Annotated in this window: 23 protein-coding genes and 1 tRNA gene; 15 read left to right on the top strand and 9 right to left on the bottom strand. The window is 64.9% G+C overall.

The genetic code is table 11. The annotated features are described in order from the left end of the window. Positions 1-509 precede the first annotated feature (509 nt). Entirely contained in the window at positions 510-965 is a 456-nt protein-coding gene (locus tag FG486_RS07945; protein WP_181267163.1) for a hypothetical protein, read from the top strand. 47 nt (positions 966-1,012) lie between these two features. Here the strand turns inward: FG486_RS07945 and FG486_RS07940 are convergent, their stop codons facing one another. Continuing rightward, positions 1,013-2,326, bottom strand: a complete 1,314-nt coding sequence (locus tag FG486_RS07940) for a M20/M25/M40 family metallo-hydrolase (protein WP_181267162.1) — start codon at positions 2,324-2,326, stop codon at positions 1,013-1,015. A gap of 10 nt (positions 2,327-2,336) precedes the next feature. Further along, a complete protein-coding gene (locus FG486_RS07935; RefSeq protein ID WP_181267161.1) occupies positions 2,337-2,912 on the bottom strand; it encodes a PH domain-containing protein in 576 nt (191 codons plus the stop codon). A 218-nt stretch (positions 2,913-3,130) separates the two neighbouring features. Between FG486_RS07935 and FG486_RS07930 the strand changes: the two genes are divergently transcribed. Both FG486_RS07930 and FG486_RS07925 read left to right on the top strand, forming a co-directional pair. Beyond that, positions 3,131-5,194 carry a TonB-dependent receptor domain-containing protein gene (locus tag FG486_RS07930; RefSeq protein ID WP_181267160.1) on the top strand — a complete coding sequence of 688 codons (2,064 nt, stop codon included), beginning with the start codon at positions 3,131-3,133 and terminating at the stop codon, positions 5,192-5,194. A gap of 124 nt (positions 5,195-5,318) precedes the next feature. Beyond that, positions 5,319-6,101: an outer membrane protein assembly factor BamD gene (locus tag FG486_RS07925; protein ID WP_066281322.1), complete on the top strand. Its 783-nt coding sequence runs from the start codon at positions 5,319-5,321 to the stop codon at positions 6,099-6,101. Between the two features lie 60 nt (positions 6,102-6,161). Here the strand turns inward: FG486_RS07925 and argF are convergent, their stop codons facing one another. After that, entirely contained in the window at positions 6,162-7,088 is a 927-nt protein-coding gene (gene argF / locus FG486_RS07920) for an ornithine carbamoyltransferase (RefSeq protein ID WP_181267159.1), read from the bottom strand. 152 nt (positions 7,089-7,240) lie between these two features. Next, positions 7,241-8,440, bottom strand: coding sequence for an aspartate aminotransferase family protein (locus tag FG486_RS07915; protein ID WP_181267158.1), 1,200 nt, complete (start codon positions 8,438-8,440; stop codon positions 7,241-7,243). A gap of 234 nt (positions 8,441-8,674) precedes the next feature. On the opposite strand from FG486_RS07915, the gene FG486_RS07910 reads away from it, so the two are divergent. From FG486_RS07910 to FG486_RS07900, 3 genes are all read left to right on the top strand, one after another. Further along, positions 8,675-8,751, top strand: a tRNA-Arg gene (locus FG486_RS07910). A 156-nt stretch (positions 8,752-8,907) separates the two neighbouring features. Next, positions 8,908-10,164, top strand: a complete 1,257-nt coding sequence (locus tag FG486_RS07905) for an MFS transporter (RefSeq protein WP_241695749.1) — start codon at positions 8,908-8,910, stop codon at positions 10,162-10,164. A gap of 248 nt (positions 10,165-10,412) precedes the next feature. After that, positions 10,413-12,695 carry a TonB-dependent receptor gene (locus FG486_RS07900; RefSeq protein WP_181267156.1) on the top strand — a complete coding sequence of 761 codons (2,283 nt, stop codon included), beginning with the start codon at positions 10,413-10,415 and terminating at the stop codon, positions 12,693-12,695. Between the two features lie 92 nt (positions 12,696-12,787). Here the strand turns inward: FG486_RS07900 and FG486_RS07895 are convergent, their stop codons facing one another. Then, positions 12,788-12,982: a hypothetical protein gene (locus FG486_RS07895; RefSeq protein ID WP_066274266.1), complete on the bottom strand. Its 195-nt coding sequence runs from the start codon at positions 12,980-12,982 to the stop codon at positions 12,788-12,790. 16 nt (positions 12,983-12,998) lie between these two features. Continuing rightward, positions 12,999-14,321 (bottom strand): MFS transporter, encoded by a 1,323-nt coding sequence (locus FG486_RS07890; protein ID WP_137776257.1) that lies wholly within the window; start codon positions 14,319-14,321, stop codon positions 12,999-13,001. 139 nt (positions 14,322-14,460) lie between these two features. On the opposite strand from FG486_RS07890, the gene cyoA reads away from it, so the two are divergent. Genes cyoA through FG486_RS07855 form a run of 7 tightly spaced genes read left to right on the top strand, consistent with a single transcriptional unit; the run spans position 14,461 to position 21,239 of the window. Further along, a complete protein-coding gene (gene cyoA, locus FG486_RS07885; RefSeq protein ID WP_181267155.1) occupies positions 14,461-15,672 on the top strand; it encodes a ubiquinol oxidase subunit II in 1,212 nt (403 codons plus the stop codon). Next, a complete protein-coding gene (gene cyoB, locus FG486_RS07880; RefSeq protein ID WP_181267154.1) occupies positions 15,669-17,690 on the top strand; it encodes a cytochrome o ubiquinol oxidase subunit I in 2,022 nt (673 codons plus the stop codon). Before cyoA ends, cyoB begins: the two co-directional genes overlap by 4 nt. A 4-nt stretch (positions 17,691-17,694) precedes the next feature. After that, the gene (gene cyoC, locus FG486_RS07875; protein ID WP_060978403.1) at positions 17,695-18,321 is read left to right on the top strand and encodes a cytochrome o ubiquinol oxidase subunit III; all 627 of its coding nucleotides are present in this window, start codon (positions 17,695-17,697) and stop codon (positions 18,319-18,321) included. Continuing rightward, on the top strand, positions 18,321-18,707 hold the full coding sequence (gene cyoD / locus FG486_RS07870) for a cytochrome o ubiquinol oxidase subunit IV (RefSeq protein ID WP_181267153.1): 387 nt from the start codon (positions 18,321-18,323) through the stop codon (positions 18,705-18,707). The genes cyoC and cyoD overlap by 1 nt, the downstream gene beginning before the upstream one ends. Then, on the top strand, positions 18,704-19,411 hold the full coding sequence (locus FG486_RS07865) for an SURF1 family protein (protein ID WP_181267152.1): 708 nt from the start codon (positions 18,704-18,706) through the stop codon (positions 19,409-19,411). The genes cyoD and FG486_RS07865 overlap by 4 nt, the downstream gene beginning before the upstream one ends. Next, positions 19,408-20,703, top strand: coding sequence for an ATP-binding protein (locus FG486_RS07860; RefSeq protein WP_241695659.1), 1,296 nt, complete (start codon positions 19,408-19,410; stop codon positions 20,701-20,703). The genes FG486_RS07865 and FG486_RS07860 overlap by 4 nt, the downstream gene beginning before the upstream one ends. Next, positions 20,700-21,239: a response regulator transcription factor gene (locus FG486_RS07855; protein WP_066274276.1), complete on the top strand. Its 540-nt coding sequence runs from the start codon at positions 20,700-20,702 to the stop codon at positions 21,237-21,239. Before FG486_RS07860 ends, FG486_RS07855 begins: the two co-directional genes overlap by 4 nt. Positions 21,240-21,443: 204 nt before the next feature. Here the strand turns inward: FG486_RS07855 and mtgA are convergent, their stop codons facing one another. The 3 genes from mtgA to FG486_RS07840 are packed head-to-tail and all read right to left on the bottom strand — an operon-like array spanning position 21,444 to position 23,216. Further along, the gene (gene mtgA / locus FG486_RS07850; protein WP_181267150.1) at positions 21,444-22,115 is read right to left on the bottom strand and encodes a monofunctional biosynthetic peptidoglycan transglycosylase; all 672 of its coding nucleotides are present in this window, start codon (positions 22,113-22,115) and stop codon (positions 21,444-21,446) included. Between the two features lie 31 nt (positions 22,116-22,146). Further along, positions 22,147-22,650, bottom strand: a complete 504-nt coding sequence (locus tag FG486_RS07845; RefSeq protein WP_066274280.1) for a DUF192 domain-containing protein — start codon at positions 22,648-22,650, stop codon at positions 22,147-22,149. Beyond that, positions 22,644-23,216, bottom strand: a complete 573-nt coding sequence (locus FG486_RS07840; protein WP_181267149.1) for a regulatory protein RecX — start codon at positions 23,214-23,216, stop codon at positions 22,644-22,646. Before FG486_RS07840 ends, FG486_RS07845 begins: the two co-directional genes overlap by 7 nt. A 209-nt stretch (positions 23,217-23,425) precedes the next feature. Between FG486_RS07840 and FG486_RS07835 the strand changes: the two genes are divergently transcribed. Together FG486_RS07835 and FG486_RS07830 are read left to right on the top strand one after the other, a co-directional pair. Further along, positions 23,426-25,153, top strand: coding sequence for a fatty acyl-AMP ligase (locus tag FG486_RS07835; RefSeq protein WP_066274286.1), 1,728 nt, complete (start codon positions 23,426-23,428; stop codon positions 25,151-25,153). A 61-nt stretch (positions 25,154-25,214) separates the two neighbouring features. Beyond that, positions 25,215-25,649, top strand: a complete 435-nt coding sequence (locus FG486_RS07830) for a hypothetical protein (protein ID WP_181267148.1) — start codon at positions 25,215-25,217, stop codon at positions 25,647-25,649. Positions 25,650-25,672: the final 23 nt, after the last annotated feature.

The raw sequence follows: 25,672 nt of genomic DNA, 5'->3' as shown, positions 1-25,672 counted from the left end.
ATCGTTAACCCTGTTGCGGAAGCCGGATGCCTCACCCGTTCGTTGCCCGCTAGCAATCGGGGCATCCGGCTTCCACTAGCCTGTTTCCGGATATGCGCATGCGTCCCTCGACTTCGCTCGGGACAAACGGCTGGGTTCCGGTGCGCCTCAACCTCCCCGAGTTCCCGAGCGAAGTCGAGGGACGTGCGCAAAACGGTTTTGGCTACCTCCGACATCCACTGGCGCCTTCGCGAGGAAAATGGGTTCGCGCGAAGACGCGAAGCCGCGTAGGCCTTTCGCAAACCCGCCCCCTCTCCCGGTCCCCTGCGGAGGCAGGGGCCCATCTCCCGAAGGATGTTTGTGGACGCAACGGCAGGGGATGGATGCCTGCCTTCCCAGGCAAGCCGAAGGCGCCATGACGGCGAGAGGGAGGCAACCCGAAGCTCTGCTATCTACGATTGTACGGACAAAGCTGGCTTTGAGAACTTGACCCCATTGCGGACATGGCTTGATCGGTTAAATGTTTACCGATGATCGACAACATATGGCATTTGAGAGGCTCCGTGGAATTGCCTCCCGATGTCACAGACGCAATTACAATTGAACGCCTAGAAGAATTTTTGGTCAAGCAGGCCAAACCCGTGCGTAATGATACGAATTCGTCAATAACTTTCTATTCCCCACTTTGGGAAAATCCACTCATCGCGAACAATGGGCTCGTGTTGGCAATGTACGACCAAGGGAATTTTCGTATTGAGCCGGCCCCCGAAGGCCGCCATCTTCGTTATGACCTGCGGAGTTTGCATGGCCTGATGTTTTGTCTGGCCGGAGCATTGTTATTTCTTGTTTTTGTTGGCTTTTTTCGCGGATTCGCGGCAGCCGTGCCTGTCTGCTTATTCGTCTTTGGGTGGCTTTATGGGGGAAATATGCTTCTAGCTTGGGTGCGCATTCCTAGCGCTATCCGAAACGTTGTTAGAGGCAGCTAACCACACAAATTCCGCCATTCAGCCTACCAAGGCCCAGATCCAACCCCTCACCTTTTCTCCATCGCCAACCGGCTCATCAAAATCGCCGCCCTCTTCGCCTGGCGCTTGATGCTCGGCAGGTCGACGGTTTCGCCCGGTGCGTGCGCGCCGTCGCCTGCCGGGCCCATGCCGACCAGACCGTCGACATAGCGCGCGACGAACGAGATATCGCCCGCGCCGCGCTTCAGCGGATCGAGTTCGGCCATCTGTTCGAGGCCGAGGTCCGCGTTGATGCCGTTGAGCTTCTTTAGCAGCGCGCGGTTGCCTTCGGTCGGGGCCATCGGGGGATAGCCCTGTTCGAAGATGATCTCGGCGCTGGTGCCGGGCAGATGCTGCGCCACGATCGCCTGCATCTTGGCCTTGACCCGCTCGGACTGCTCGTCGCTCAGCGTGCGGAAATCGCCGCGCGCGATGGCCTGGGCGGGGATGATGTTGGTCTTGCCCGCGGCCTGCGCGCGGACCAGATCGGTATCGAGCTGCGCCACCGTTCCGCCCGCGATCAGGCCGACATTGAAGGTCAGCTTGTCCTCGGGCAGCTCGTCATGGAACTGGTCGATGATCCGCGCGAGCTCGTAGATCGCGCCATGGCCCGCGCTGGCCGAGAAGATGCCCGAGCTGTGCCCTTCCTTGCCGGTGGCGTTGACCTGCCAGCTGTACGAGGAGCGGCGCGCGATCGAGCCCATGTCCTTGCCGTCGACCTGGGACAGTCCCTCGAAATCGAGCGCGACATCGGCCCATTGGCCCCATTTGATCAGGTCGGCGCGCGCGATGTCGATGGGATCGCCTGCATCCTCCTCGTCGCCGGTGAGCACGATGGTGATGGTCGCGGCCGACAGCGTGCCCGCCTTCTGCATCGCGTCGAGGGCCGCGAACATGGTGATGACGCCGCCCTTGTTGTCCTCGATCCCCGGCCCTTCGAGCGTGTTGGCATCGATGCGGCGGACATTCTGGAACGGCGAATCGGGTTCGAACACGGTGTCGAGATGGCCGATCAGCAGCATCTTGGTGCTGCCCGCACGGCCGGTGCGCGTCGCGATCAGGTGCCCGGCGCGCTTGGCGGCGCTCTGGTCGACCCATTCGACCTTGAAGCCCAGCTTTTCCAGCTCGGGCGTCACCATGTCCGCCACCTTCTTCACGCCCGCCAGATTGCGGCTGCCGCTGTTCTGCCGGGTGATCGCCTCGAGCACGCCGATCCAGCGGTCATGATCCTTGTCCACCGCCGCGACCATCTTCGCCTCTTGCGGGCTGAGCTTGGCGAGCGCGGGCGTGGCAACGACGGCGAGAGCCGTTGCGGCGGCGAGAGCGAATGTCCGGAACGTCATACTGTACCCCTTAACCTATGTCGAATTCGCGCACGCCGCGCCGCTGGCGGATCGCCTCGACCCGGTCGCGCAGCTCGGCGCGGATCGCGCGCGCGTCGCGCACATTGGTCACCTCGATCATCGTGCGCGGATGCGGCGCGGCCGACGCCGTGCGCCCGGTCGAATCCGAGGAGCTGATGCAGATGGTGCCGTTGTCGAACATCTGCTGGATGATCGAGAATTCGACCTTCACGTCCTTGATGCGATACAGCTCGATCTCTTCCTCGCTGCGCATCAATATGCCGCGCCGCATGAACAGCCTCTGGTCGTCGATCCAGAACAGGCTCGCGCGGTTCTCGATCGCGTTCCAGCCGATCCAGGCGCCCAGCACCACCGCCAGCACCGCACCGGTCTGCCAGCCATAGCCGGCATAGATGCCGCCCGCGAGCACCGCGAGCGCGACGGCCAGGATCAGCCAGCCGGTGCCCGACTGGAACAGCCAGGCAAAGGTCGACGAGCGGAACTCGATGCGCGGCACGCCCTCCATGCGGCGCACGGCGCTGCGCGGCTCGATCGGGCGGTGTTCGATAATGTCATGCGGGTCCATGGCGCGTCCTTCCCCTGAACGCCAAGGTCTTAACCGGCCAGGCGGCGGCGGTAAACGGGATTGCACATGAGCAGCATAAAAGCCGCTCGTCGAAGCCGAATGTGCATCGGTCGAAGCTGCAGAGCATTGCAGGCAGGATCGGACGCAGGGAACGACTACGGATGTAGTTGAAGAGCTGCGACAATCGGGCGGCATCCGGATAAGGCAGGGGAAATTTCGTGAAAATCCGGTATCTTGCATCCGTGGCGGCGATCGCCCTGGCGGGCCTTCCCGCGATGGCCTGGGCGCAGGATGCCGCGCCCGCCGCGCCCGCGCCTGCAGACCAGACGACGACCCCGCTGCGCAGTTTCGATCCTGTCTATTTCGCGCAGTTCGCCCCGCGCACCGCGCTCGACATGGTCCGCCAGATCCCCGGCTTCTCGATCGCCGAGGGCGAGGACCGGCGCGGTCTCGGCCAGGTGTCGAGCAACGTGCTGATCAATGGCGAGCGCTTTTCGGGCAAGAGCAACGATGTCGTCTCCGAACTCGGCCGCATCGGCGCGGCCAATGTCATCCGCATCGAGCTGATCGACGGTGCGACGCTGAACCTGCCCGGGCTGACCGGCCAGGTGGTGAACATCGTCAGCAAGGTTGACAGCCTGACCGGCCAGTTCCGCTGGAGCCCGCGCGTGCGCTTCCGCCGCACAGATCCGCAGGTGCTGAACGGCGAGGTTTCGGTGAGCGGCAAGGCAGGGAAGATCGCCTATACGCTGAGCCTTGCCAATAACAGCTTCCGCAACGGCAATGCCGGGACCGAGCGCGTGCTTGACGCTGCGGGCAATGTCACCGACCGGCGCTATGAAGAGCTGTACGTCAATGGCGACGAACCCCGGATTGCGGCGGGAATCAAATATACCGGCGACAGCGGCCAGATCGGCAATCTCAATCTCGCCTATCAGCGGCGCTGGGTGCGGATCACCGAGGATTCGGACGGCGAGGTGGTGCGCGACCGCGACTATCTGGAGACCGAGAAGGAATATAATTACGAGATTGGCGGCGATTACCTGTTTCCCTTGTGGGGCGGCAATCTCAAGCTCATCGGCCTGCGCCGGTTCGAGCACAGCCCGTTCTTCACCCGCATCTTCCTCGATTTCGAGGATCGCCGCCCGCGCGAGGGCAACAGCCTGGCGACCCGGATCGACGAGACCGAGACGATCGCGCGCGCCGAATATGGCTGGAAGGCGGGCAAGGCCGACTGGCAGTTCAGCCTCGAAGGCGCGATCAACAAGCTCGACACCGATGCCGAGCTGAAGCTGCTCGACACGTCGGGACAGTTCAACCCGGTGGCGCTGCCCGGGTCCGACGCGACGGTCGAGGAAAAGCGCGCGGAAGTCGGCCTCAGCTATGGCCGCCCGCTCGCCTCCAACCTGACGCTGCAGACCTCGATCGGCGGCGAATACTCGCAGATCATGCAGAGCGGCCCCAATGGCCTCACCCGCAGCTTCATCCGCCCGAAGGGGTTCGTGTCGCTGGCGTGGAAGCCGGCCAAGTCGCTCGACCTGAGCTTGCGCCTCCAGCGCGATGTCGGCCAGCTCAACTTCTTCGATTTCGTGGCGTCGGCAGACCTCGGCGCGGAGAACCAGAACAGCGGCAATCCCGATCTGGTGCCGCAGCAGAGCTGGAATGTCGATTTCCAGGCTACGCAGAACCTCGGCGCGCTGGGATCGATCAACCTCAAGGCGTTCGTCAATTTCGTCGAGGATATCGTCGACCAGGTACCGATCGGCGCCACCGGCGAGGCGCCGGGCAATATCGACAGCGCGACCATCTGGGGCGTCTCGATCGATTCCACCTTCAAGATGGACGTGATCGGCTGGACCGGGGTGCGCTTCGACATCGACTATACCTATCGCAAGTCGAGCCTGCCCGACCCGCTGACCGGCATCAATCGCCGCATCTCGGGCGACCTGATCCACGAATTCAGCGCCGAGTTCCGCTATGACATTCCCGGCGGCAACTGGGCTGTCGGCGCGAACTATTTCGACTTTTCACAGGCCGACGAGGTGCGCCTTGCCCAACTTGCCGAATTCCCGATCGATGGCGGGGACCTGGGCTTCTATGTCGAGAACAAGGACGTGCGCGGGCTGACCGTGCGGCTGGGCCTGTCCAACCTGATCGGCACCAACGAGGCGTTCCGGCGCACCTTCTATGTCGCGCGGCGCGACGGGCCGGTGGCGTTCGTCGAGGATCGCGACCGCTTTTTCGGACCCGTCGTCCGGCTCGACATCAACGGCAGCTTCTGATCGCCCGGCGGTTCATGCGCGATACAGCCGGCAAAACCTACGCGAAGGCCCGTGCGGCGAATCCTTCCCGCTCCCCAGGATTTGCGCTTGGCGCACGGGTGCTTAGCCGATAAGGGTTGCGGCCATGAACAAGGCGATCACACTGGCTCTGGCAAGCGCGGCTGCGCTGACCGTGCTGTCCGGCTGCGCGGGCGGCAAGAACAAGGTCAACACCAACTATATCGCGCGCGATGTCAGCACGCTGTACATGGCGGCCAAGGACCGGCTCGATCGCGGCCAGAACAAGATCGCCGCCGAGCTGTTCGACGAGGTCGAGCGCCAGCATCCCTATTCGCCCTGGGCCCGCCGCGCGCAGCTGATGAGCGCGTTCAGCTATTATCTCGCCAAGGATCACAACAAATCGATCCAGTCGGCGCAGCGCTTCCTCGCCATCCATCCCGGCAACAAGGACGCGCCCTATGCCTATTACCTGATCTCGCTCAACTATTACGAGCAGATCAGCGACGTGACGCGCGACCAGAAGATCACCCAGCAGGCGCTCGCCGCGCTGGGCGAGGTGATGCGGCGCTATCCCAATACCCGCTATGCCTCCGACGCGCGGCTCAAGGTCGATCTGGTCAACGATCACCTCGCCGGCAAGGAAATGGAGATCGGCCGCTATTACCAGCGCAGCTCCAACTGGCTGGCGGCGACGCTGCGCTTCCGCGAGGTGGTCGACAAGTACCAGACCACCAGCCACACCGCAGAGGCGCTCTATCGCCTGACCGAATGCTATCTGGCGCTCGGCATCCCGGCCGAAGCCAAGAAATCCGCTGCCGTGCTCGGCGCGAACTATCCCGGTTCGGACTGGTACGAGCGCGCCTACAAGCTCACCGAAAAGCACGGCGACCTGATCACCGCGAGCTGATCCCGCCGATTTTGCCAACAAGAAAGGCCCCGGAAGCGCGATGCTTTCGGGGCCTTTTCGTTAGAGCTGGCCGAACACCCAGCGCAGCACCGATTTCTGCGCGTGCAGCCGGTTCTCCGCCTCGTCCCAGACCACCGATTGCGGCCCGTCGATGACGCTTCCCGTCACCTCCTCCTCGCGATGCGCGGGCAGGCAGTGCAGGAACAATGCATCCTTCTTGGCCTTTGCCATCAGCGCATCGTTGACCTGGAACGGCATCATCGCCTTCAGCTTCTCTTCCGCATGCGCCTGGCCCATCGAGATCCACGTATCGGTGACGATCACGTCCGCGCCCGACGCCGCCTCGCCCGCATCGCGGTGGAAGCTGATCGCGCCACCCGCCGCGCGCGCGGCCGCGACGAACGCCGGGTCCGGATCATAGCCGTCGGGGCAGCCGATGCGCACGCTGAACTTCATCAGCCCGGCGGCCTCGACGATCGAGTTGAGCACATTGTTGCCATCGCCCAGCCAGGCGACGACAAGCCCGGGCAGCGCCTTGCGATGCTCGATGATGGTGAGCAGGTCCGCGACGATCTGGCACGGATGCGACAGGTCGGTCAGGCCGTTGATGACGGGCACGGTCGCGAAATGCGCCATTTCCTCGATCTTGGCATGGTCGTCGGTGCGGATCATGATGGCATCGCACATGCGCGAGAGCACGCGCGCGGTATCGGCGACGGTCTCGCCGCGGCCCAGCTGGGTGCTGCCCGCATCGAGGATCAGGCTGGTGCCGCCCAGCTGGCGGATCGCCATGTCGAACGACACGCGCGTGCGGGTCGAGTTCTTCTCGAACACCATGGCGAGGGTATGCCCCTCAAGCGGCGCATCGGGATCGGCCTTGCCCCTGGGCCAACCATGGCGCACGTCCTTGCGGTCGATCGCGTCGTTGAGCATGGCGGCGATGGCATCGTGTCCGGCGTCGGACAGGTTCAGGAAATGACGGGTCATGAAATGTCTCCCCCTCCTCTCTCCTTCGCAGGGAGAGGATACGGAGCCTTGGCAGCAGCGCTGCCTAGGCGAAGTTGGAGAGGGGAATGCGATATGGCACCCTTGCCCCTCTCCCAACCCTCTCCCCTGAAGGAGAGAGGGCCAGCTTAGCGTCAAGCCGCTTCGGGCAGCGCGAAGTCTCGCGCGCCTGCCGACAGGCGCTCGATGAACTCGTCGACATGCACCTGCTCGATCACCAGCGGCGGGAGGATGCGCACGACATTCTCGCCCGCCGCGACGGTCAGCAGCCCGTGATGATCGCGCAGATGCGCCACGAACGCGCGGTTCTCCGCCCGGTCCTTGAGTTTCAGCCCCAGCATCAGCCCCATGCCCCGCACCGAATCGAAAATCTCGTCGTGATTGGGGATCAGCTGCTCGAGTGCGCCGCGCAGCCGTTCGCTCATCGTGCGGACATGCGCCAGGAACTCGGGATTGTCGACCACGTCGAGCACCGCTTCGCCCGCTGCCATGGCCAGCGGATTGCCGCCATAGGTCGAACCGTGCGTGCCGATGACCATGCCGCGCGCCGCCTTTTCGGTGGCGAGGCATGCGCCCATCGGGAAGCCACCGCCAATGCCCTTGGCGGTCGCCATGATGTCGGGCTCGATACCGTATTGCTCATAGGCATAGAGCGTGCCGGTGCGTGCGACGCCGCACTGGACCTCGTCGAGCACCAGCATCAGGTCATGCTCGTCGCACAGCGCGCGCAGGCCCTGCATGAACTCGGGCGACGCCGGACGCACGCCGCCCTCGCCCTGGACCGGCTCGACCAGGAACCCCGCGACATCGGGGCCGATCGCTGCCTTGGCGCCTTCCAGATCGTCGAAATCGACATAGCGGAAGCCGGGAAGCAGCGGCGCGAAGCCCTTGTGCATCTTCTCCTGGTTCGACGCGCTGATCGTCGCCATGGTGCGGCCGTGGAACGCGTTCTTGAACGTCACCAGCACCGTGCGATTGGCATCGCCGCCTTCGGACTGGTGATAGGCGCGCGCGGTCTTGATCGCGCATTCCACCGCCTCGGCGCCCGAATTGGTGAAGAACACGGTATCGGCAAAGGTCGAATCGACCAGCCGCTGCGCGAGATGCTCGCCCTGCGGGCTGCCGTAAAGGTTCGACACGTGAATCAGCGTCTCGGCCTGTTTCTGGATCGCCTGGGTCAGGTGCGGATGGCCATGACCGAGCAGGTTGACCGCGATGCCGCTGGCAAAGTCCAGATATCGCTCGCCACGCTCTCCGATCAGGTAACAGCCTTCGCCGCGCACCGGGCGCACAGCGCACCGGGGGTAAACGGGCATCAGCGGCGTGATCGTCATGGCAGCCTTGTCCTTCCTTCTTCGCGGGTCCCTCAAAAAAACAGCACGCGCCTTGCGCATTCACCCGGTGCACGGGGACCACGGCACCAAAAGTAAAAAGGCGACCCCATGAACCAGGGCCGCCAGCGTGCGGGCCCAAGCTATAGCGCCGCAGGGGCCACAGGGTCAATGATCGCTGCACAAAGGGGCTGGCGGCGGCGCAATCGGCTTGCTAAGGGCTTGCCCCTTGGCGATGCACCCGTAGCTCAGCTGGATAGAGCGCTGCCCTCCGAAGGCAGAGGTCACAGGTTCGAATCCTGTCGGGTGCGCCAGATTCTTGCGTATCGAGTCGGCGATATTTCCGCTTTGAGGTCCGCCATGCCTGACCCATTGCAAAGCCAGCATCGCCAATGACGAGCTCTCCGCCACCTGTCAGACCGCCGGCAGGCATCGCGCCGTCCGCCCACGGCCCGACCGCGCGCGAGCGGATGCGGGCGATCATCGGCGGGTCCACGGGCAATCTGGTCGAATGGTACGACTGGTATGCCTATGCGGCGTTCACGCTCTATTTCGCGCCGCATTTCTTCCCCTCGGGGGACAGCACCGCGCAGCTGCTCGGCGCGGCGGCGGTGTTTGCGGTGGGCTTCTTCATGCGCCCCATCGGGGCCTGGGCGATGGGCATCTATGCCGATCGCAAGGGGCGCAAGAGCGGGCTGGCGCTGTCGGTTTCGCTGATGTGCGCCGGATCGCTGCTGATCGCGGCGGCGCCGACCTATGAGACCGCAGGCCTGCTCGCCCCCGCGCTGCTGGTGCTGGCGCGGCTGATGCAGGGGCTTTCGGTCGGCGGCGAATATGGCGCCAGCGCGACCTATCTGTCCGAAATGGCGGGCAAGGGACGGCGCGGCTTCTTCTCGTCCTTTCAATATGTCACGCTGATCGGCGGGCAGCTGCTGGCGATCGGCGTGCTGCTGGTGCTGCAGGCGGTGCTGAGCGAAGCCGCGCTCGATGCCTGGGGCTGGCGCATTCCCTTTGCCATCGGCGCAGCGCTGGCGGTGGTGGTATTCTGGATCCGGCGCGGGCTGGCCGAGACCGAGAGCTTTGCCAATGCGCAAGCCAGCGATGCGCCGAAATCGGGCATGCTCGCATTGTTCAGCCATCACCCGCGCGAGGCGCTGACGGTGATGCTGATGACCGCAGGCGGCACGCTCGCCTTCTATGCGTTCTCGATCTACATGCAGAAATTCCTGGTCAACACCTCGGGCTTCGACCGCGAGATCGCCTCGCGGATCAACGGTGCCAGCCTGTTCGTGTTCATGCTGCTGCAGCCGGTGGCGGGCGCGCTCAGCGACCGGCTGGGGCGCAAGCCGCTGCTGGTCGGCTTCGGCGTGCTGGGGGTGCTGTGCACCTATCCGCTGTTCGCCGCGCTGGAGACCACGCGTGATCCGGTCATCGCATTTTGCCTGGTGCTCGGCGGACTGGTGATCGTCACCGGCTATACCTCGATCAACGCGGTGGTGAAGGCCGAGCTCTTCCCCGCGCATATCCGCGCGCTGGGCGTCGCGCTGCCCTATGCGCTGGCGAACACCATCTTCGGCGGTACGGCGGAATATGTCGCCCTCAGCTTCAAGCAGGCCGGATGGGAGCGCGGCTTCTACTGGTATGTCACGGGCATGATCGCGCTGTCGCTGATCGTCTATGTCCGCATGCGCGACACCCGCACTGCCAGCGCGATCGTCGAGGACTGACCGCCAGCGCGGTCGTTGCGCAGAGCAAGCCCTTGAAAACCATTGCAAAGCCGAGCGCCGCTCCAGCTACCGGTTGAGTCGCCAGCGACACATTGCTGTCTCAAATAGGCAACACCAGTGAAAAATCTGGCGCCGGCGCATGGCGAGTGTTGTCCTCGGCTCCCGTCTCAGCGAAGGGACGCAGAGATCCGGCGCGATTCCGCCGGTGTTACCCTATCGCCACATCCGCCACTTCGAGGATATTTCCGATGCGTGTCCTGTCCCGCCGCCTGGTTTCGTCGATCGCCCTGTCTGCTGCCGCATTCGGTTGCGCCCTCGCCTCCCCCGCTGCAGCACAGACGGCAGAGGGCGACCAGGCCGAGGACGCCGAGCGCGGCGTCGGCGTCATCGTCGTCACCGCGCAGAAGCGCGAGCAGGACCAGCGCGACGTTCCGCTGTCGATCTCGACGCTGAGCAGCGATGCGCTCGCGGCAGTACAGGCGGGCGGCGGCGACATTCGCGGCCTCGCCGGACGCGTGCCCAACCTCAATATCGAAAGCTCGTTCGGTCGCAGCTTCCCGCGCTTCTACATCCGCGGCCTTGGCAATACCGATTTCGACCTCAACGCCTCGCAGCCGGTCAGCCTGGTCTATGACGATGTCGTGCTGGAAAACCCGATCCTCAAGGGCTTCCCGATCTTCGACCTCGACCGGATCGAGGTGCTGCGCGGACCGCAGGGCACGCTGTTCGGCCGTAACACGCCCGCGGGCATCGTCAAGTTCGACACCGTCAAGCCAGGCGTCGATGGCGGCTATGCCAAGGCCAGCTGGGCGCGGTTCAACACCATCCAGCTCGAAGGCGCGGTCGGCGCGAACCTGGGCAATGGCTTCTCGTTCCGCGCCTCGGGCTTCTACCAGCACCGCGACCACTGGGTCGACAATATCGACAATGGCGCGGGCGATGACCTCGGCGGCTATGACGATTTCGCCGGACGGCTGCAGCTGCAGTACGAGGACGGCCCGCTCACCGCGCGGCTGACCGGCCAGGTCCGCGTGCTCGACGGATCGGCGATCCTGTTCCGCGCCAACGTTTTCCAGCGCGGCAGCAACGAGCTGATCGGGCTGGGCGGCCCCGGCACCGAGTTCCGCCGCGACCGGATCCGTTCGGACGGGATCAATTTCCAGGAGCTCAACACCTATAATGTCGGCCTGACCGTCGACTATGATTTCGGCCCGGCGACGCTGACCTCGGTCACCTCCTACTGGAACGGCAATCTCAAGAGCCGCGGCGATATCGACGGCGGCTTCGGCAATGCCTTTGCGCCCAGCATGGGTCCGGGCTTCATCCCGTTCTCCGCCCAGACCCGCGACGACGTGCCCAGCCTCGACCAGTATACGCAGGAAGTGCGCCTCGCCTCGAACAACCAGACCGGCCTCGGCTATCAGATCGGCGGCTTCTTCTTCAACGAGCGGCTGAACATCACCACGCTCGATTATGGCGCACCCGCCGATACCGTTGCGGCGGCGGTCGCGGTGCAGCGCCAGGTGACCAATGCCTTCGGCCTGTTCGGGACCTTGAGCTACACGTTCGATAACGGCCTGATCCTGCAGGCCGGCGCGCGCTATAATGACGACGACCGCGACTTTGCCGCCGCGCGCCCGATCGACACGCGCCCCGGTTTCCTGGGCTTTGGCGGGCCGGTCGGCACGTTGCGCACCGAGGCCAAGGCAAACCTGCTGACCTGGGACCTGAGCGCGGTCTATCCGGTAAGCGATGCGGTCAACATCTTCGCCCGCGCCGCACGCGGCTATCGCGCGCCTTCGATCCAGGGCCGCCTCGCCTTCGGCCGCGCGCTCTCGGTCGCCGATGCCGAGCGCACCATGTCGTATGAAACCGGCATCAAGACCGTGCTGTTCGACGGCGCGGCGCGGTTCAACCTGACCGGCTATTATTTCAACACCGAGGACCTGCAGCTGACCGCGGTCGGCGGCGGCGGCAACGTCACCGCGCTGCTCAATGCCGATGATGTCGAGGGCTATGGCTTCGAGGCCGAGCTGGCTGCTCGCCCGACCGATGGCCTCGATCTCAGCATCGGCGTCGGCTTCAACGAGAACGAGATCAAGTCGCCGGGTCTGGGCGTTGCCGGATGCGGCGCGCCGTGCACCGTGCTCAACGCTCCGATCGCAGGGCGCCCGGGCATCTTCTCGATCGACGGCAACCGCCTGCCGCAGTCGCCGAAATGGTCGGTCAACTGGACCGCCGGCTATGCCCATCCGGTCGGCAATGGCGAACTCTATGTCTTCACCGACTGGTATTATCGCTCGCGCATCCAGTTCTTCCTCTACAATTCGGTCGAATTCAGCGACGACAGCCTGATCGAGGGCGGCCTGCGCTTCGGCTATCGCACCGGCGACGGCAAGTTCGATGTCGCGGCCTTTGCGCGCAACATCACCAACAATGTCTCGGCCACCGGTGGCATCGATTTCAACAATCTGACCGCCTATGTGAACGAGCCGCGCATCATCGGCATCGAGCTCGGCACGCGCTTCTGAAACCTGGCCAGACCGGTCTGGAAACACGAAAGGGGAGCAGCGATGCTCCCCTTTTGCATGCTCGGGTCCAGCGCTTTAGGGCATCGAACCCGCTAACCCCACCAGCCGAGCAGCGCGCCGATCACCGTCGCGCCACCGATGGGCGCGACGATCGCGAGCAGCAGGTTGAGGCCAATGGCCTGCATCAGCCGCTTTTCCTGCTCACTGCTCAGCCGGCGCGGAGGCGGGGGCGGCGTACGGCGCGGAGGATCGAAGGGCGGCCAGTCGGGGTCGAATGGAACGAACATCGCTGGCCTCCCCCGCTTATTGCTGCTGGCCGAGTTCGCGGTTGAACCACAAGGCGGTGAGCGTCGCCAGCGCGCCCGAGAGCAGATAGGCCCCGGCGGCGAGCAGCCCGTAATTGGCCGAGAGCCACAATGCGACCATCGGCGCAAAGCCCGCTCCGAACAGCCAGGCCAGGTCGGAGGTCAGCGCCGATCCGGTATAGCGGTGCTTCAGCGGGAAGAACGACGAGAGCGCGCCCGACGACTGGCCGAAGGCGAGGCCCAGCAGGATGAAACCGCCGAACATGAACGCCGCCTCGCCCGCGCCCCCGGCATCGAGCAGCTGCGGCGCGAAGCCGCTGAACGCCGCGATTGCAACCGCGGTGGCGGCGAGCAAGGTGCGGCGGCCATAGGCATCGGCCAGCCTGCCCGAGGCAAGGATCGCCAGCACGCCCAGCGCGGCCGCCACCGCCTCGATCAGCAGGAAGCGCACCGGCGATTCCTCGGTGAACAGGAACACCCAGCTCAGGGGATAGACGGTCACCATGTGGAACATGGCAAAGCTGGCGAGCGGGGCGAAGGCGCCCAGCACGATGATCTTCCACTCGCTGCGCACGGTCGAGAACACCGGCTCGGGCTGCAGCGTCTGGCTTTCGAACAGCTCGGTATATTCGGGCGTCACCACGATGCGCAGGCGGGCGAACAGCGCGACGACGTTGATCGCGAAGGCGACGAAGAACGGGTAGCGCCAGCCCCAGGCGAGGAAATCCTCCGCAGGCAGCGCCGAGATCAGGAAGGCGAAGAGCAGGCTGGCGACGATCAGGCCGAACGGTGCGCCGAGCTGCGGGATCATCGCGTACCAGCCGCGCTTTTCCTTGGGCGCATTGAGCGCGAGCAGCGATGCAAGCCCATCCCACGAGCCGCCCAGCGCCACGCCCTGGCCCATGCGGAACAGCGCGAGCAGCAGCGCCGAGCCGATGCCGATCGTCGCATGGCCGGGAAGAAAGGCGATCGCTGCGGTCGATCCGCCGAGCAGGAACAGCGCGATCGTCAGCTTCGCGCCGCGGCCATAGGCGCGGTCGACCGCCGTGAAGATCATCGTTCCGGCGGGCCGGGCGACAAAGGCGAGCGCAAAGATCGCGAACGACCAGAGCGTGCCTTCGAGCGGATCGAGATAGGGGAAGACCAGCTTGGGAAAGACCAGCACCGAGGCGATGGCATAGACGAAAAAGTCGAAGAATTCGGATGTGCGCCCGATGACCACGCCAATCGCGATCTCGCCAGGCCCCACCGAATGGCCATCGTCGTTGATCGCGCGGGCATCGCGTTCGGCCTCGGTCGTGGGGACGGTGTTGGCCACCATGGGCAGTTCCTTGGATTCGGGGGCGGATAAATTTCTACACGTGCCTTATGCAACTTTGATCCAGATCAATGCACTTGGACAAAATGTCCTATGTGCGCTTGCAGCATAGGGGTCTAATTGGACGGTCATGTCGCGCTCCATGACTCGCCTCCGCCCCCCGCTGGCCATTGCCGCCGTCTGCCTCCTGCCGCTGCTTGGCGGTTGCAACATGGTCGTGCTCGATCCGGCGGGCGATGTCGCGCAGCAGCAGGGCGATCTGGTCGTCATCTCGACGCTGCTGATGCTGATCATCATCGTGCCCGTCATGGCGCTGACCGGATATTTCGCCTGGAAATATCGCGCGGCCAACGAGACCGCGACCTACAAGCCCGATTGGGACCATTCGACTCAGCTCGAGCTCGCCATCTGGGCGATCCCGCTGCTGATCATCATCTGTCTGGGCGCGGTGACCTGGGTCGGCACGCACCTGCTCGACCCCTATCGCCCGCTCGCCCGCACCGCGCCCGGACAGGCCGTGACCGAAAAGGACAAGCCGCTCGAGGTGCAGGCGGTCGCGCTCAACTGGAAGTGGCTGTTCATCTATCCCGAACAGGGCATCGCCACGGTGAACGAGCTCGCGGTGCCCGAAGGCCGACCCTTGCGGTTCCGCATCTCCTCGTCCTCGGTGATGAACAGCTTCTATGTCCCCGCGATGGCCGGCCAGATCTATGCGATGCCGGGCATGGAGACCAAGCTGCACGCGGTGTTCAACGAGACCGGGCGCTTCACCGGCTTTTCGGCCAATTATTCGGGCGCGGGCTTTTCGAACATGCGCTTCGGCGTGCGCAGCCTGAGCCCGCAGGATTTCGCCAAATGGACCGCGAAGGCGCGTAGCCAGGGCCAGACGCTCGACCGCGCGACGTACCTGAAGCTCGAGCGGCCGAGCGAGAAGGAGCCGGTGCGCCATTATGCCAGCGTCGAGCCCGACCTGTTCGACCGCATCGTCAACATGTGCGCCGAGCCGGGCAAGATGTGCATGCACGACATGATGGCGATCGACGCGCGCGGCGGCATGGGCCTCGCTGGCCTGCACAATGTGCGCCAGCTATCCTATGACAAGCACGCTGCGCGCGGCACCGGCGATACCGCCAGCGACCGCTATATCGCCGAGAACTGCACCAATCCCGAGCTGCTGAGCGCCAGCCTCGCGCGGATGGAGGATCGCGTGATCGATCTTTCCACGCTGACCGGCGCAGGCCTCAAGCGCCCCGGCGGCCCGCTGTTCCGCAAGCGCGAAACTTCTCCCCAGTCGCCTGAACACACCAAGTCGCCTGAACTGACTCAGGCAGGCACCATGGACCCCGTATCATGAGCACCGACGCCGTTCCCTCCACCTCCGCCGCCGAGCCGACCTTCCTGCTGGGCAAGCTCGGCTGGAACTCGCTGCCGCACGATCCGATCGTGCTCAGCACCATGGTCGTCGTCATCATCGGCGGCGTGGGCCTGCTGGCGCTGGTGACCCGCTACAAGCTGTGGGGCTATCTGTGGAAGGAGTGGTTCACCACCGTGGACCACAAGAAGATCGGGATCATGTACATGATCCTGGGCCTCGTCATGTTCCTGCGCGGCTTTGCCGATGCGATCATGATGCGCCTGCAGCAGGTCATGGCGTTCGGCGGGTCCGAGGGTTACCTGAACGCGCACCATTACGACCAGATATTCACCGCGCATGGCGTGATCATGATCTTCTTCGTCGCGATGCCGTTCATCACCGGCCTGATGAACTATGTCGTGCCCTTGCAGATCGGTGCGCGCGACGTGTCCTTCCCCTTCCTCAACAATTTCAGCTTCTGGATGACGACATCAGGCGCGGTGTTGACCATGGTGTCGCTGTTCGTCGGCGAGTTCGCCGCGACCGGATGGCTCGCCTATCCGCCGCTCTCCGGCATTGCCTACAGCCCCAGTGTCGGGGTGGATTATTATATCTGGGCGCTCCAGATCGCAGGCGTCGGCACGACATTATCCGGCATCAACCTGATCGTGACGATCCTCAAGATGCGCGCGCCGGGCATGGGCCTGATGAAGATGCCGGTGTTCACCTGGACCTCGCTGTGCGCCAACATCCTGATCGTCGCCAGCTTCCCCGTGCTCACCGCGGTTCTCGCGCTGCTGACGCTCGACCGCTATGTCGGCACCAATTTCTTCACCAACGACTTTGGCGGGTCGTCGATGATGTACGTCAACCTCATCTGGATCTGGGGCCATCCGGAGGTGTACATCCTCATCCTGCCGCTGTTCGGCGTGTTCAGCGAGGTGACCTCCACCTTCTCGGGCAAGAAGCTCTTCGGCTATACCTCGATGGTCTATGCGACGGTGGTCATCACCATCCTGTCCTACGTCGTGTGGCTGCACCATTTCTTCACCATGGGTTCGGGCGCGAGCGTCAACAGCTTCTTCGGCATCACCACGATGGTGATCTCGATCCCCACCGGGGCCAAGCTGTTCAACTGGCTGTTCACCATGTATCGCGGACGCATCCGCTACGAGCTGCCGATGATGTGGACGGTGGCGTTCATGCTCACCTTCACCATCGGCGGGATGACCGGCGTGCTGCTCGCGGTGCCGCCTGCCGACTTCGTATTGCACAACTCGCTGTTCCTGATCGCGCATTTCCACAACGTGATCATCGGCGGCGTGCTGTTCGGCATCTTCGCGGCGATCAACTACTGGTGGCCCAAGGCGTTCGGCTTCAAGCTCGACAAGTTCTGGGGCAAGGTCAGCTTCTGGTGCTGGGTCCCCGGCTTCTGGGTTGCGTTCATGCCGCTCTATGTCCTCGGCCTGATGGGCGTGACGCGCCGGATGCGGGTGTTCGACGATCCCAGCTTGCAGATCTGGTTCGCCATCGCCGCCGTCGGTGCGCTGATGATCGCTGCCGGCATTGCCGCCATGCTCATCCAGTTCGCCGTCAGCATCTGGAAGCGCGAGGCGCTGGCCGAGACGACGGGCGATCCGTGGAACGGCCGCACGCTCGAATGGGCGACCAGCTCGCCCCCGCCCGACTATAATTTCGCCTTCACTCCGCGTATCCACGCGCTCGATGCCTGGTACGACATGAAGGCGGCGGGCGTGGAGCACCCTGCCGATGGCTACAAGGACATCCACATGCCGAGCAACACCGGCGCCGGCGTCATCCTGGCGGGCATCAGCACCGTCGCGGGCTTTGCGCTGGTCTGGCACATCTGGTGGCTGGCAGGGCTGAGCCTGATCGGACTGATCGGCGCGGCGATCGCGCACACGTTCAACTACAAGCGCGATTTCCATATCCCGGCCGCCACCGTCGCCGCGACCGAGAAGGCGCGCCTCAGCCAATTGCAAGCGGCAGGAGCCTGATCCCATGAGCAGCATCACCCTGCCCGCCGGCAACGACAAGCCGGTCTATTACGAGATCGACGAGCATCCGCATCCCGAAGGCCACAGCACGCTGCTGGGCTTCTGGATCTATCTGATGAGCGACTGTCTCATCTTCGCGATCCTGTTTGCCTGTTATGCGGTGCTCGGCGGCAATTTCGCCGCGGGTCCCGGCCCCAAGGACCTGTTCGACCTCAACCTCATCGCGCTCAACACGGCGATGCTGCTGTTTTCGTCGCTGACCTATGGCCTGGCGATGATCGCGATGCAGAACCGCAACCTGCGCCATGTGCAGATGTGGCTCGCGGTCACCGGCCTGTTCGGCGCGGCGTTCCTCGCGATCGAGCTCTATGAATTCTCGCACCTCATCCATATCGGCGCGACGCCGCAGCGCAGCGCGTTCCTCTCGGCCTTCTTCACGCTGGTCGGAACGCACGGGCTGCACGTCACCTTCGGGCTGGTCTGGCTGGTGACATTGATCGTCCAGCTCGGCCGCCATGGCCTCAACCCCGCCAACCAGCGCCGCGTTGCGTGCCTTAGCCTGTTCTGGCACTTTCTCGACGTGATCTGGATCGGCGTGTTCACCTTTGTCTATCTGATGGGAATGCTGTGATGAGCGCTGCCACCACCCATGCCGAACAGGCCGAGCACGACAGCCACGGCATCGAAATCCCGCACGCCTCGTACCGCGACTATACCATCGGCTTCGTCCTCTCGGTCATCCTGACCGCGATCCCGTTCGGCCTGGTGATGACCGGCGCATTGTCGCCTGCGGTCACCGGCGTGGCGATCCTGGGCCTCGCCGTCGTGCAGATCGTCGTCCACATGGTCTATTTCCTGCACATGAGCCCCAAGGCCGAGGGCGGCTGGTCGATCACCTCGCTGATCTTCACGATCATCGTCGTAGGCATCATGCTGTCGGGATCGCTGTGGGTGATGAGCAACCTCAACACCAACATGATGCCCCAGGCGCATGAAGAGATGAGCCAGATCCCGTGACCCGGTCCCGACCAGCCGCGCGGGTCGTGCTGGTCGTCTCGCTGCTTGCGCTGGCGCTGGCGGGCTTAGGCCTTGCCGCCTGGCAGGTGCAGCGCCGCGCCTGGAAACATGCGCTGATCGAGGCGGTTGACAGCCGCAGCACCGCCGCGCCGGTCGCCGCGCCTGGCCCGGACCAATGGCCGCGCATCCGCCAAGAACGCGACGCCTATCGCCGGGTCGCCTTCACCGGACGGTTCGCGCATGACCGCGAGACGCTGGTGCAGGCGGTCACGGCGCGCGGCGGCGGATACTGGGTGCTGACACCGCTGGTGGGCGAGCGCTTCACCGTGCTGGTCAATCGCGGCTTCGTGCCCCCCGACCGGCGCGATCCGGCCACACGGGCGGCGGGCAATCCGGCGGGAATGGTCCGCATCACCGGGCTGCTGCGGATCACCGAACCGGGCGGCGGCTTCCTGCGCTCCAACGACCCTGGCGCGGATCGCTGGTATTCACGAGACATCGCTGCGATCGCTGCCGTGCGCGGGCTGAATCACACCGCACCCTATTTCATCGACGCCGATGCGGCGCGCAATCCCGGCGGCTATCCGGTCGGCGGGCTCACCGTCATCCGCTTCAGCGACAATCATGCGGTCTACGCCTTCACCTGGCTCGCGCTCGCGCTCGGGTGCCTGTTCGGCGCAAAGCTGGTATGGCAGCGGCGATGATCGCCACGCCTGCCCCCCAGATCACCGATGCCGTGCGGCGCAACATGGCGCTGCTCATCCAGCTGCGCTGGCTCGCGGTCGGGGGCCAGCTGCTGACCATCCTGATCGTGCATGGGCCGATGGGCATCGCGCTGCCGCTCGCCCCGCTGCTCGCGGCGATCAGCCTGCTCGTGTTCATCAACATCGTCACGCTGTACATGCTGCACCGGTTCGATGCGGGGCTCGAATATGCGCTGTTCACTGCGCTGATGTTCGATATCGCCGCGCTCACCTGGCAGCTGCATTTCACCGGCGGTCTCGCCAATCCGTTCGCGGCTTTGTTCCTGCTGCAGGTGGTGATCGGCGCGATGGTGCTGCGCCCGGCGGCATCCTGGGCGATGGTCGCGGCTTCGCTCGGCGCACTGGCTGTGCTCGCGATCGACCCCGTCCCGCTCGCGCTGCCGCCCGAGCTGCAGGACGAGGAGTTCAGCCTGTATCTGCAGGGCAGCTTCGTCTGTTTCGGGCTGATCGCGGTGCTGCTGGTCGCCTTCGTTACCCGCATCGCGCGCAACCTGCGCGAACGCGATTCCGCGCTCGCCGCGATCCGCCAGCGCGCGGCGGAAGAGGACCATATCGTGCGCATGGGCCTGCTCGCCTCGGGCGCGGCGCATGAACTGGGCACCCCGCTCGCGACGCTTTCGGTGCTCGTCAACGATTTCCGCGCGATGCCCGAACTGAACGCGGTGGCCGATCTTTCCGCCGATCTCGACGACATGGAAAACGCGGTGCAGCGCTGCAAGACGATCGTCAGCGGCATCCTGATGTCCGCCGGCGAGGCGCGCGGCGAGGCGACCGAACGCACCACGATGCGTGCCTTCCTGCGCGACATCGTCGACGAATGGCAGGTGACGCGCGGGCTCGATACGCTCGAATATCACGACAGGTTCGGCCAGGATGTGGCGATCGTCTCCGACCCTGCGCTGCGCCAGGTGATCGGCAATGTCATCGACAATGCGGTCGAGGTGTCGCCGCAATGGGTCGGCATCCGCGCCGCGCGCCAGGGCGAGGCGCTCGAGCTGACCGTGACCGACAGGGGCCCCGGCTTTGCGGAGGAGATTCTCGATGGCCTGGGCAAGCCGTACCGGTCGACCAAGGGCAAGCCCGGCGGGGGCCTGGGCCTGTTCCTGCTCGTCAACGTGATGCGCAAGCTGGGCGGAGAGGTGCGTGCGGGCAATCGCGAGCAGGGCGGCGCCGAAGTCACCATATGGTTGCCGCTGGATGCCATCGCCTATTCGACAGGAGCGCGGACATGACCGAGACCCGTCAGTTGCTGATCGTCGAGGATGACGAGACCTTCGCGCGCACACTGCGCCGGTCGTTCGAGCGGCGCGGTTATGCGGTCGAATCGGCCTCGGGCCATGAGGCGCTGGTGGCTCTGCTCGACAAGGGCCTCAAACCGACACACGCGGTGATCGACCTGAAGCTCGCCGGCTCCGTCTCGGGCTTGACCTGCGTACAGGCCGTCCGCGCCGCCGCGCCCGATGCGCGGATCGTGGTGCTCACTGGCTTTGCCAGCATCGCCACCGCGGTCGAGGCGATCAAGCTGGGCGCGGACCATTATCTCGCCAAGCCATCGAACACCGACGATATCGAAGCCGCCTTCGCGCGCACCGAGGGCGATGCCGACACCGCGCTCGACACGCGCCAGTCGTCGATCAAGACGGTGGAATGGGAGCATATCCACCAGACGCTGGTCGATACCGGCTTCAACGTGTCGGAAACCGCGCGGCGGCTGGGGATGCATCGGCGCACCCTGGCGCGCAAGCTGGAGAAGCGGCAGGTGCGGTGAGGCGCGGCTGCGCTTGGCATTATCCCAGTTCGTCACCCAACCCCCGCTCAGCCTGAGCCTGTCGAAGGCCCCGCGCTTCCCGGCCCATCTACTGAACGTCACCCCCGCGCACGCGGGGGTCCCGCTTCTTGCACAAAGCCTTGAATTCAAGCGGGATTCCCGCCTTCGCGGGAATGACGATGATGTGGGCGGAAAATCCCGGCCTCAAGGCCGCGCGCAGCTATCCAGTCCGTCGCGCTGGACGATGCGGATGCGGCGCGCGATATTGTTGCCATAGCGGCGCACGAAACCGCTGGGGTTCTTGACCGAACGCTTCTTGGGCAGCGGCAAGGCTGCGGCCATGCGCGCGGCTTGGTCGCGGGTGAGCGAACTTGCGCCCTTGCCGAAATAGCGCTCCGCCCCCGCCTCGACGCCATAGGTGCCGATGCCGGTTTCGGCGACGTTCAAGTACACTTCCATGATCCGGCGCTTGCCCCAGATGCCCTCGATCAGCACGGTGAACCAGGCTTCCAGCCCTTTTCGGAAAAAGCCGCCATTCTGCCAGAGGAACACGTTCTTCGCGGTCTGCTGGCTGATCGTCGATCCGCCGCGGATGCGCCCTCCTTCCATGTTGCGCCGCATCGCCTGCTCGATCGCCTCGGTATCGAAGCCGTTATGCGTGCAGAACTTGCCGTCCTCCGCGGCGATCGCGGCGGAGACCATGTTGCGATCGATCCGGTCGAGCGGCGTCCAGTCGCGCGTCGCGCCATTGGCATCGCTCAGCATCGTGATCGTCGTCGGCGGCGGCACGAAGCGATAGATCACGACCATCAGCAGCGATAGCGCCACAAAGCCGAAGATCAGCTTGAAAACCAGTGCGATCAGGCGAGCGATCATGCCGCGTTTGCGCGCTGCTGCCACGGGTGGTTCAACGCTTGTCGCGCCAGGTCACGGTATCGCCCGGCTTGATCCCGAGCTCGGCCGCTCGGCCCGCAGCGATCTCGAGCACGGCCGCGACCGGCTCGCCCGAGCTGATCGGGTCGAGCGAATAGGGCACCGCATTGGCCGCGATGCTCTCGACGGTGCCATCGGCGCGAATGAACAGCAGGTCGAGCGAGATGACCGTGTTCTTCATCCAGAAGCTTGCGGGCTTCGGCGTCGGGAAGGGAAAGAGCATGCCCGCATCGGGGGCCAGCTCGGTGCGGAACATCAGCCCCTGCGCCTGTTCCTGCGAGCTGCGCGCCATCTCGACGGTAAACTTGTGCGTCTTGGCGCCGCTCCTGATCGTCAGCGGCACCAGATCGAGCCCGGCGGGCGACAGCGCAGGATTTTCCGCCGCAGGGCGCTGCGCCACGGCATCGCTGGGGGCAGAGGCATTGCACGCCACCAAGGCCAGCGTCGCCAGCATCGCCCCGCAGAATCTCGTTACCATGTCTCTCTCCCGAATTGCTCGTCCAGCCCCGCTATCTCCTCCATGCTATCGGCGAAAACAAGGGCCCGGGCGAGTGCAAAATCATGGCCTGCGCGGATAAAGGCCTGCAATTGCTTGCGCCTGCGGTCGGGATCGGCCGGGTCTGATGCAAACGGGCCGATACGTTTGCGCCGGGCAAAGGCCATCGCGGCGTTCAGCGCCTGATCGCTCGCGGTCTCACGGGCCTCGCCGCGCTCGGCCTCACCGACACCGGCGGCGACCAGCGCCTGCTCGACCCGGCGCGCGCCATAGCCTCGCCTGAGCAACGCGCCGCCCTTCATCGCGGCGAAAGCGGCATCGTCGACATAGCCCAGCTCCACGCAGCGATCGGCCAGCTGGTCGTAATCGGGTGCGCGCTCGTCCGCCCATCCGCGCTCGCGCACCTTGCGTTGCATGTACTGGATGAGGCGCGCGCGCGTCGTCGCAAACCGCCCGAGATAATGCAGCGCCAGATCCTTGAGCGCGCGCTCGTCGAGCGGCTTTGGCGGGCGCTTTTCACGCTTGCGTCGATCATCGGGAGCGGTCATGCGCCATTTTTGTGCCACAGTCGGGTCGAATTTAGAACGCTTGTCATCGGCTAGAGGCGAGATGGGGCATTCTGGGATGAAGCGGGCGCTGCCTGAACCATTCATCTCTGGGCCATGACGGCATGGGCAGACGCTAGCGGGTCTTGTCCATGTGGGCGTGACAGACCGGGCCACCGGCGCGCGCAAAGGAAAGCAACGGGTTAATACGCATGACGCAATTGCAGCCGACTCCCACCGCCGATGCGCTGCCGCGCCGGTTCGCCGATTTCGCGACACTGGGTGATGCACTAGACTACGCGGCACAGGGCGTGCGCGGGTTCAACTTCCACGATCCGCGCGGCACATTGGTGCGCCCCTATCCCTATAGCGAGCTGCGCAGCGATGCTCTCGAGCATGCCCGGCGGCTGATCGCGCGCGGCGTGAAGCCCGAGGACCGGATCGCCATCGTTGCCGAAACCGGCGCGGAATTCGCCTCGCTGTTCTTCGGCGCGGTCTATGCCGGCGCCTGGCCGGTGCCGCTGCCCCTACCCACCAGCTTTGGCGGCAAGGAAAGCTATGTCGAGCAGCTGAGCGTCCAGCTGCGCTCGAGCGACCCCAAATTCCTGTTCTATCCGGCCGAACTCGCCGAGATGGGCGGCGAGGCGGCCAAGCGCTGCGGCGTCGAGGGGATCGACTGGGAGAGCTTCGCTGCCGAAGCTGCACCCGAAGCCGATCTGCCCGCTGCGAGCCCTGACGATATCTGCTATCTGCAATATTCGAGTGGATCGACGCGCTTCCCGCATGGCGTCGCGGTCACGCACGCTGCGCTGCTGAGCAACCTCGCCGCGCATTCGCACGGCATGCATGTGTGCGAGACCGATCGCTGCATCTCGTGGCTCCCCTGGTATCATGACATGGGCCTGGTCGGCTGCATGCTCTCGATGGTCGCCAACCAGGTTTCGACCGATTACCTGAAGACCGAGGATTTTGCGCGGCGTCCGCTCGCATGGCTCGACCTGATCAGCCGCAACCCCGGCACCTCGTGCAGCTATTCGCCGACCTTCGGCTATGACATCTGCGCGCGCCGCATCGGCAGCCAGTCGCGGGTCGAGGAACGCTTCGACCTGTCGCGCTGGCGGCTCGCGGGCAATGGCGCGGACATGATCCGTCCCGATGTCATGCAGGCCTTCGTCAACGCGTTCGCACCGGCGGGCTTCAAGGCGAGCGCTTTCCTGCCGAGCTATGGCCTGGCCGAAGCGACACTTGCCGTCACGCTGATGCCGCCGGGCGAGGGCATTGTCGTCGATCTGGTCGAGGAACAGCGCCTGTCGGGTGCGCCGGTCGATCCTTCCAAGCCCAAGCGTTACCGCTCGATCGTCAATTGCGGCAAGGCTTGCCGCGACATGAGCATCGAGATCCGCGATGCCGACGGCAAGGTGCTGCCCGACCGCGAGATCGGCAAGGTGTGGACCGCAGGCCCGTCGATCATGCACAGCTATTTCCGCGATCCCGAAGCGACCGAGGCGTGCCTGATCGATGGCTGGCTCGATACCGGCGACATGGGCTATATGGTCGATGGCTATCTCTATATCGTAGGCCGCGCCAAGGACATGATCATCATCAACGGCAAGAACCACTGGCCGCAGGATATCGAATGGGCGGTGGAACAGCTGCCCGGCTTCAAGTCCGGCGACATTGCCGCCTTCTCGATCACCACGCCTGCCGGGGAAGAGGCCCCCGCCGTGCTGGTCCAGTGCCGCACCACCGACGAGGCCGAACGCCGCCGGTTGCGCGACGAGATCCGCGAGAAGGTCCGCTCGATCACCGGCATGAACTGCGTGATCGAACTGGTGCCACCCCGCACGCTGCCGCGCACCTCGTCGGGCAAGTTGAGCCGCGCCAAGGCACGCAACCTGTATCTTTCGGGCGAGATCCAGCCCTACGAACTGGCCGCCTGAACAGGTCTTGCGGCGATGGCCGGGTTTACCGCCCGGCCCCCGCTTCCTATATCGGCAAGGCATGACCGCTCAGCCGCGCCCCACAGGCCCCGATGCCGCCGCTGCCTCCATGGCCGCACCGTCGCGTCCTGCCTGGGTCAGCGGCATCATCATCGCGCTGTTCATTGCGCTTGCCAGCGCGTTGCTGCCAGGCTCGCTGCCCGCCAGCCAGCAGGTCGGTTCGGCCTTCAACCCCGCCACCACGCAGGTCGCGCTCAGTCGCCAGGAGGGCGAGGCGATCACGGTCGCCGAACCGGTTGACAATGGCCTGCGCCTGCCCTCGGGCGGTGATGGCGATGCTGCGGCCGCCTATTCCTGGACCAGTCCGGCCGCGATCGTTGCTGCAGCGCTGGCAGATACCCTCCTTTCCATTCCCGTATACGCGCGCGCCTGGGCAGACCATCCCGCTTCTGTGCGCCCCGGCACCGCCCCGCGCGCGCCTCCGCTGACCGCCTGATCCGCGCGACGACCGTGCTGGCG

Source organism: Blastomonas ursincola (genome assembly GCF_013607875.1).
Classification (GTDB): domain Bacteria; phylum Pseudomonadota; class Alphaproteobacteria; order Sphingomonadales; family Sphingomonadaceae; genus Blastomonas; species Blastomonas ursincola.
The sequence above is the reverse complement of the archived record's forward strand: the minus strand, read 5'-3'. Positions and strand labels throughout refer to the sequence as shown.

Bases quoted from the DNA above. Each gene is read 5' to 3' on its own strand.
- FG486_RS07935 (WP_181267161.1), bottom strand. From the start codon at position 2,912: ATGGACCCGCATGACATTATCGAACACCGCCCGATCGAGCCGCGCAGC.
- FG486_RS07855 (WP_066274276.1), top strand. From the start codon at position 20,700: ATGACCGAGACCCGTCAGTTGCTGATCGTCGAGGATGACGAGACCTTC.
- FG486_RS07915 (WP_181267158.1), bottom strand. From the start codon at position 8,440: ATGACGATCACGCCGCTGATGCCCGTTTACCCCCGGTGCGCTGTGCGC.
- FG486_RS07905 (WP_241695749.1), top strand. From the start codon at position 8,908: ATGCGGGCGATCATCGGCGGGTCCACGGGCAATCTGGTCGAATGGTAC.
- FG486_RS07830 (WP_181267148.1), top strand. From the start codon at position 25,215: ATGACCGCTCAGCCGCGCCCCACAGGCCCCGATGCCGCCGCTGCCTCC.
- FG486_RS07840 (WP_181267149.1), bottom strand. From the start codon at position 23,216: ATGACCGCTCCCGATGATCGACGCAAGCGTGAAAAGCGCCCGCCAAAG.
- FG486_RS07860 (WP_241695659.1), top strand. From the start codon at position 19,408: ATGATCGCCACGCCTGCCCCCCAGATCACCGATGCCGTGCGGCGCAAC.
- FG486_RS07835 (WP_066274286.1), top strand. From the start codon at position 23,426: ATGACGCAATTGCAGCCGACTCCCACCGCCGATGCGCTGCCGCGCCGG.
- cyoC (WP_060978403.1), top strand. From the start codon at position 17,695: ATGAGCAGCATCACCCTGCCCGCCGGCAACGACAAGCCGGTCTATTAC.
- FG486_RS07890 (WP_137776257.1), bottom strand. From the start codon at position 14,321: ATGGTGGCCAACACCGTCCCCACGACCGAGGCCGAACGCGATGCCCGC.
- cyoD (WP_181267153.1), top strand. From the start codon at position 18,321: ATGAGCGCTGCCACCACCCATGCCGAACAGGCCGAGCACGACAGCCAC.
- FG486_RS07895 (WP_066274266.1), bottom strand. From the start codon at position 12,982: ATGTTCGTTCCATTCGACCCCGACTGGCCGCCCTTCGATCCTCCGCGC.
- FG486_RS07945 (WP_181267163.1), top strand. From the start codon at position 510: ATGATCGACAACATATGGCATTTGAGAGGCTCCGTGGAATTGCCTCCC.
- argF (WP_181267159.1), bottom strand. From the start codon at position 7,088: ATGACCCGTCATTTCCTGAACCTGTCCGACGCCGGACACGATGCCATC.
- mtgA (WP_181267150.1), bottom strand. From the start codon at position 22,115: ATGATCGCTCGCCTGATCGCACTGGTTTTCAAGCTGATCTTCGGCTTT.
- FG486_RS07845 (WP_066274280.1), bottom strand. From the start codon at position 22,650: ATGGTAACGAGATTCTGCGGGGCGATGCTGGCGACGCTGGCCTTGGTG.
- FG486_RS07940 (WP_181267162.1), bottom strand. From the start codon at position 2,326: ATGACGTTCCGGACATTCGCTCTCGCCGCCGCAACGGCTCTCGCCGTC.
- FG486_RS07900 (WP_181267156.1), top strand. From the start codon at position 10,413: ATGCGTGTCCTGTCCCGCCGCCTGGTTTCGTCGATCGCCCTGTCTGCT.
- cyoB (WP_181267154.1), top strand. From the start codon at position 15,669: ATGAGCACCGACGCCGTTCCCTCCACCTCCGCCGCCGAGCCGACCTTC.
- cyoA (WP_181267155.1), top strand. From the start codon at position 14,461: ATGACTCGCCTCCGCCCCCCGCTGGCCATTGCCGCCGTCTGCCTCCTG.
- FG486_RS07925 (WP_066281322.1), top strand. From the start codon at position 5,319: ATGAACAAGGCGATCACACTGGCTCTGGCAAGCGCGGCTGCGCTGACC.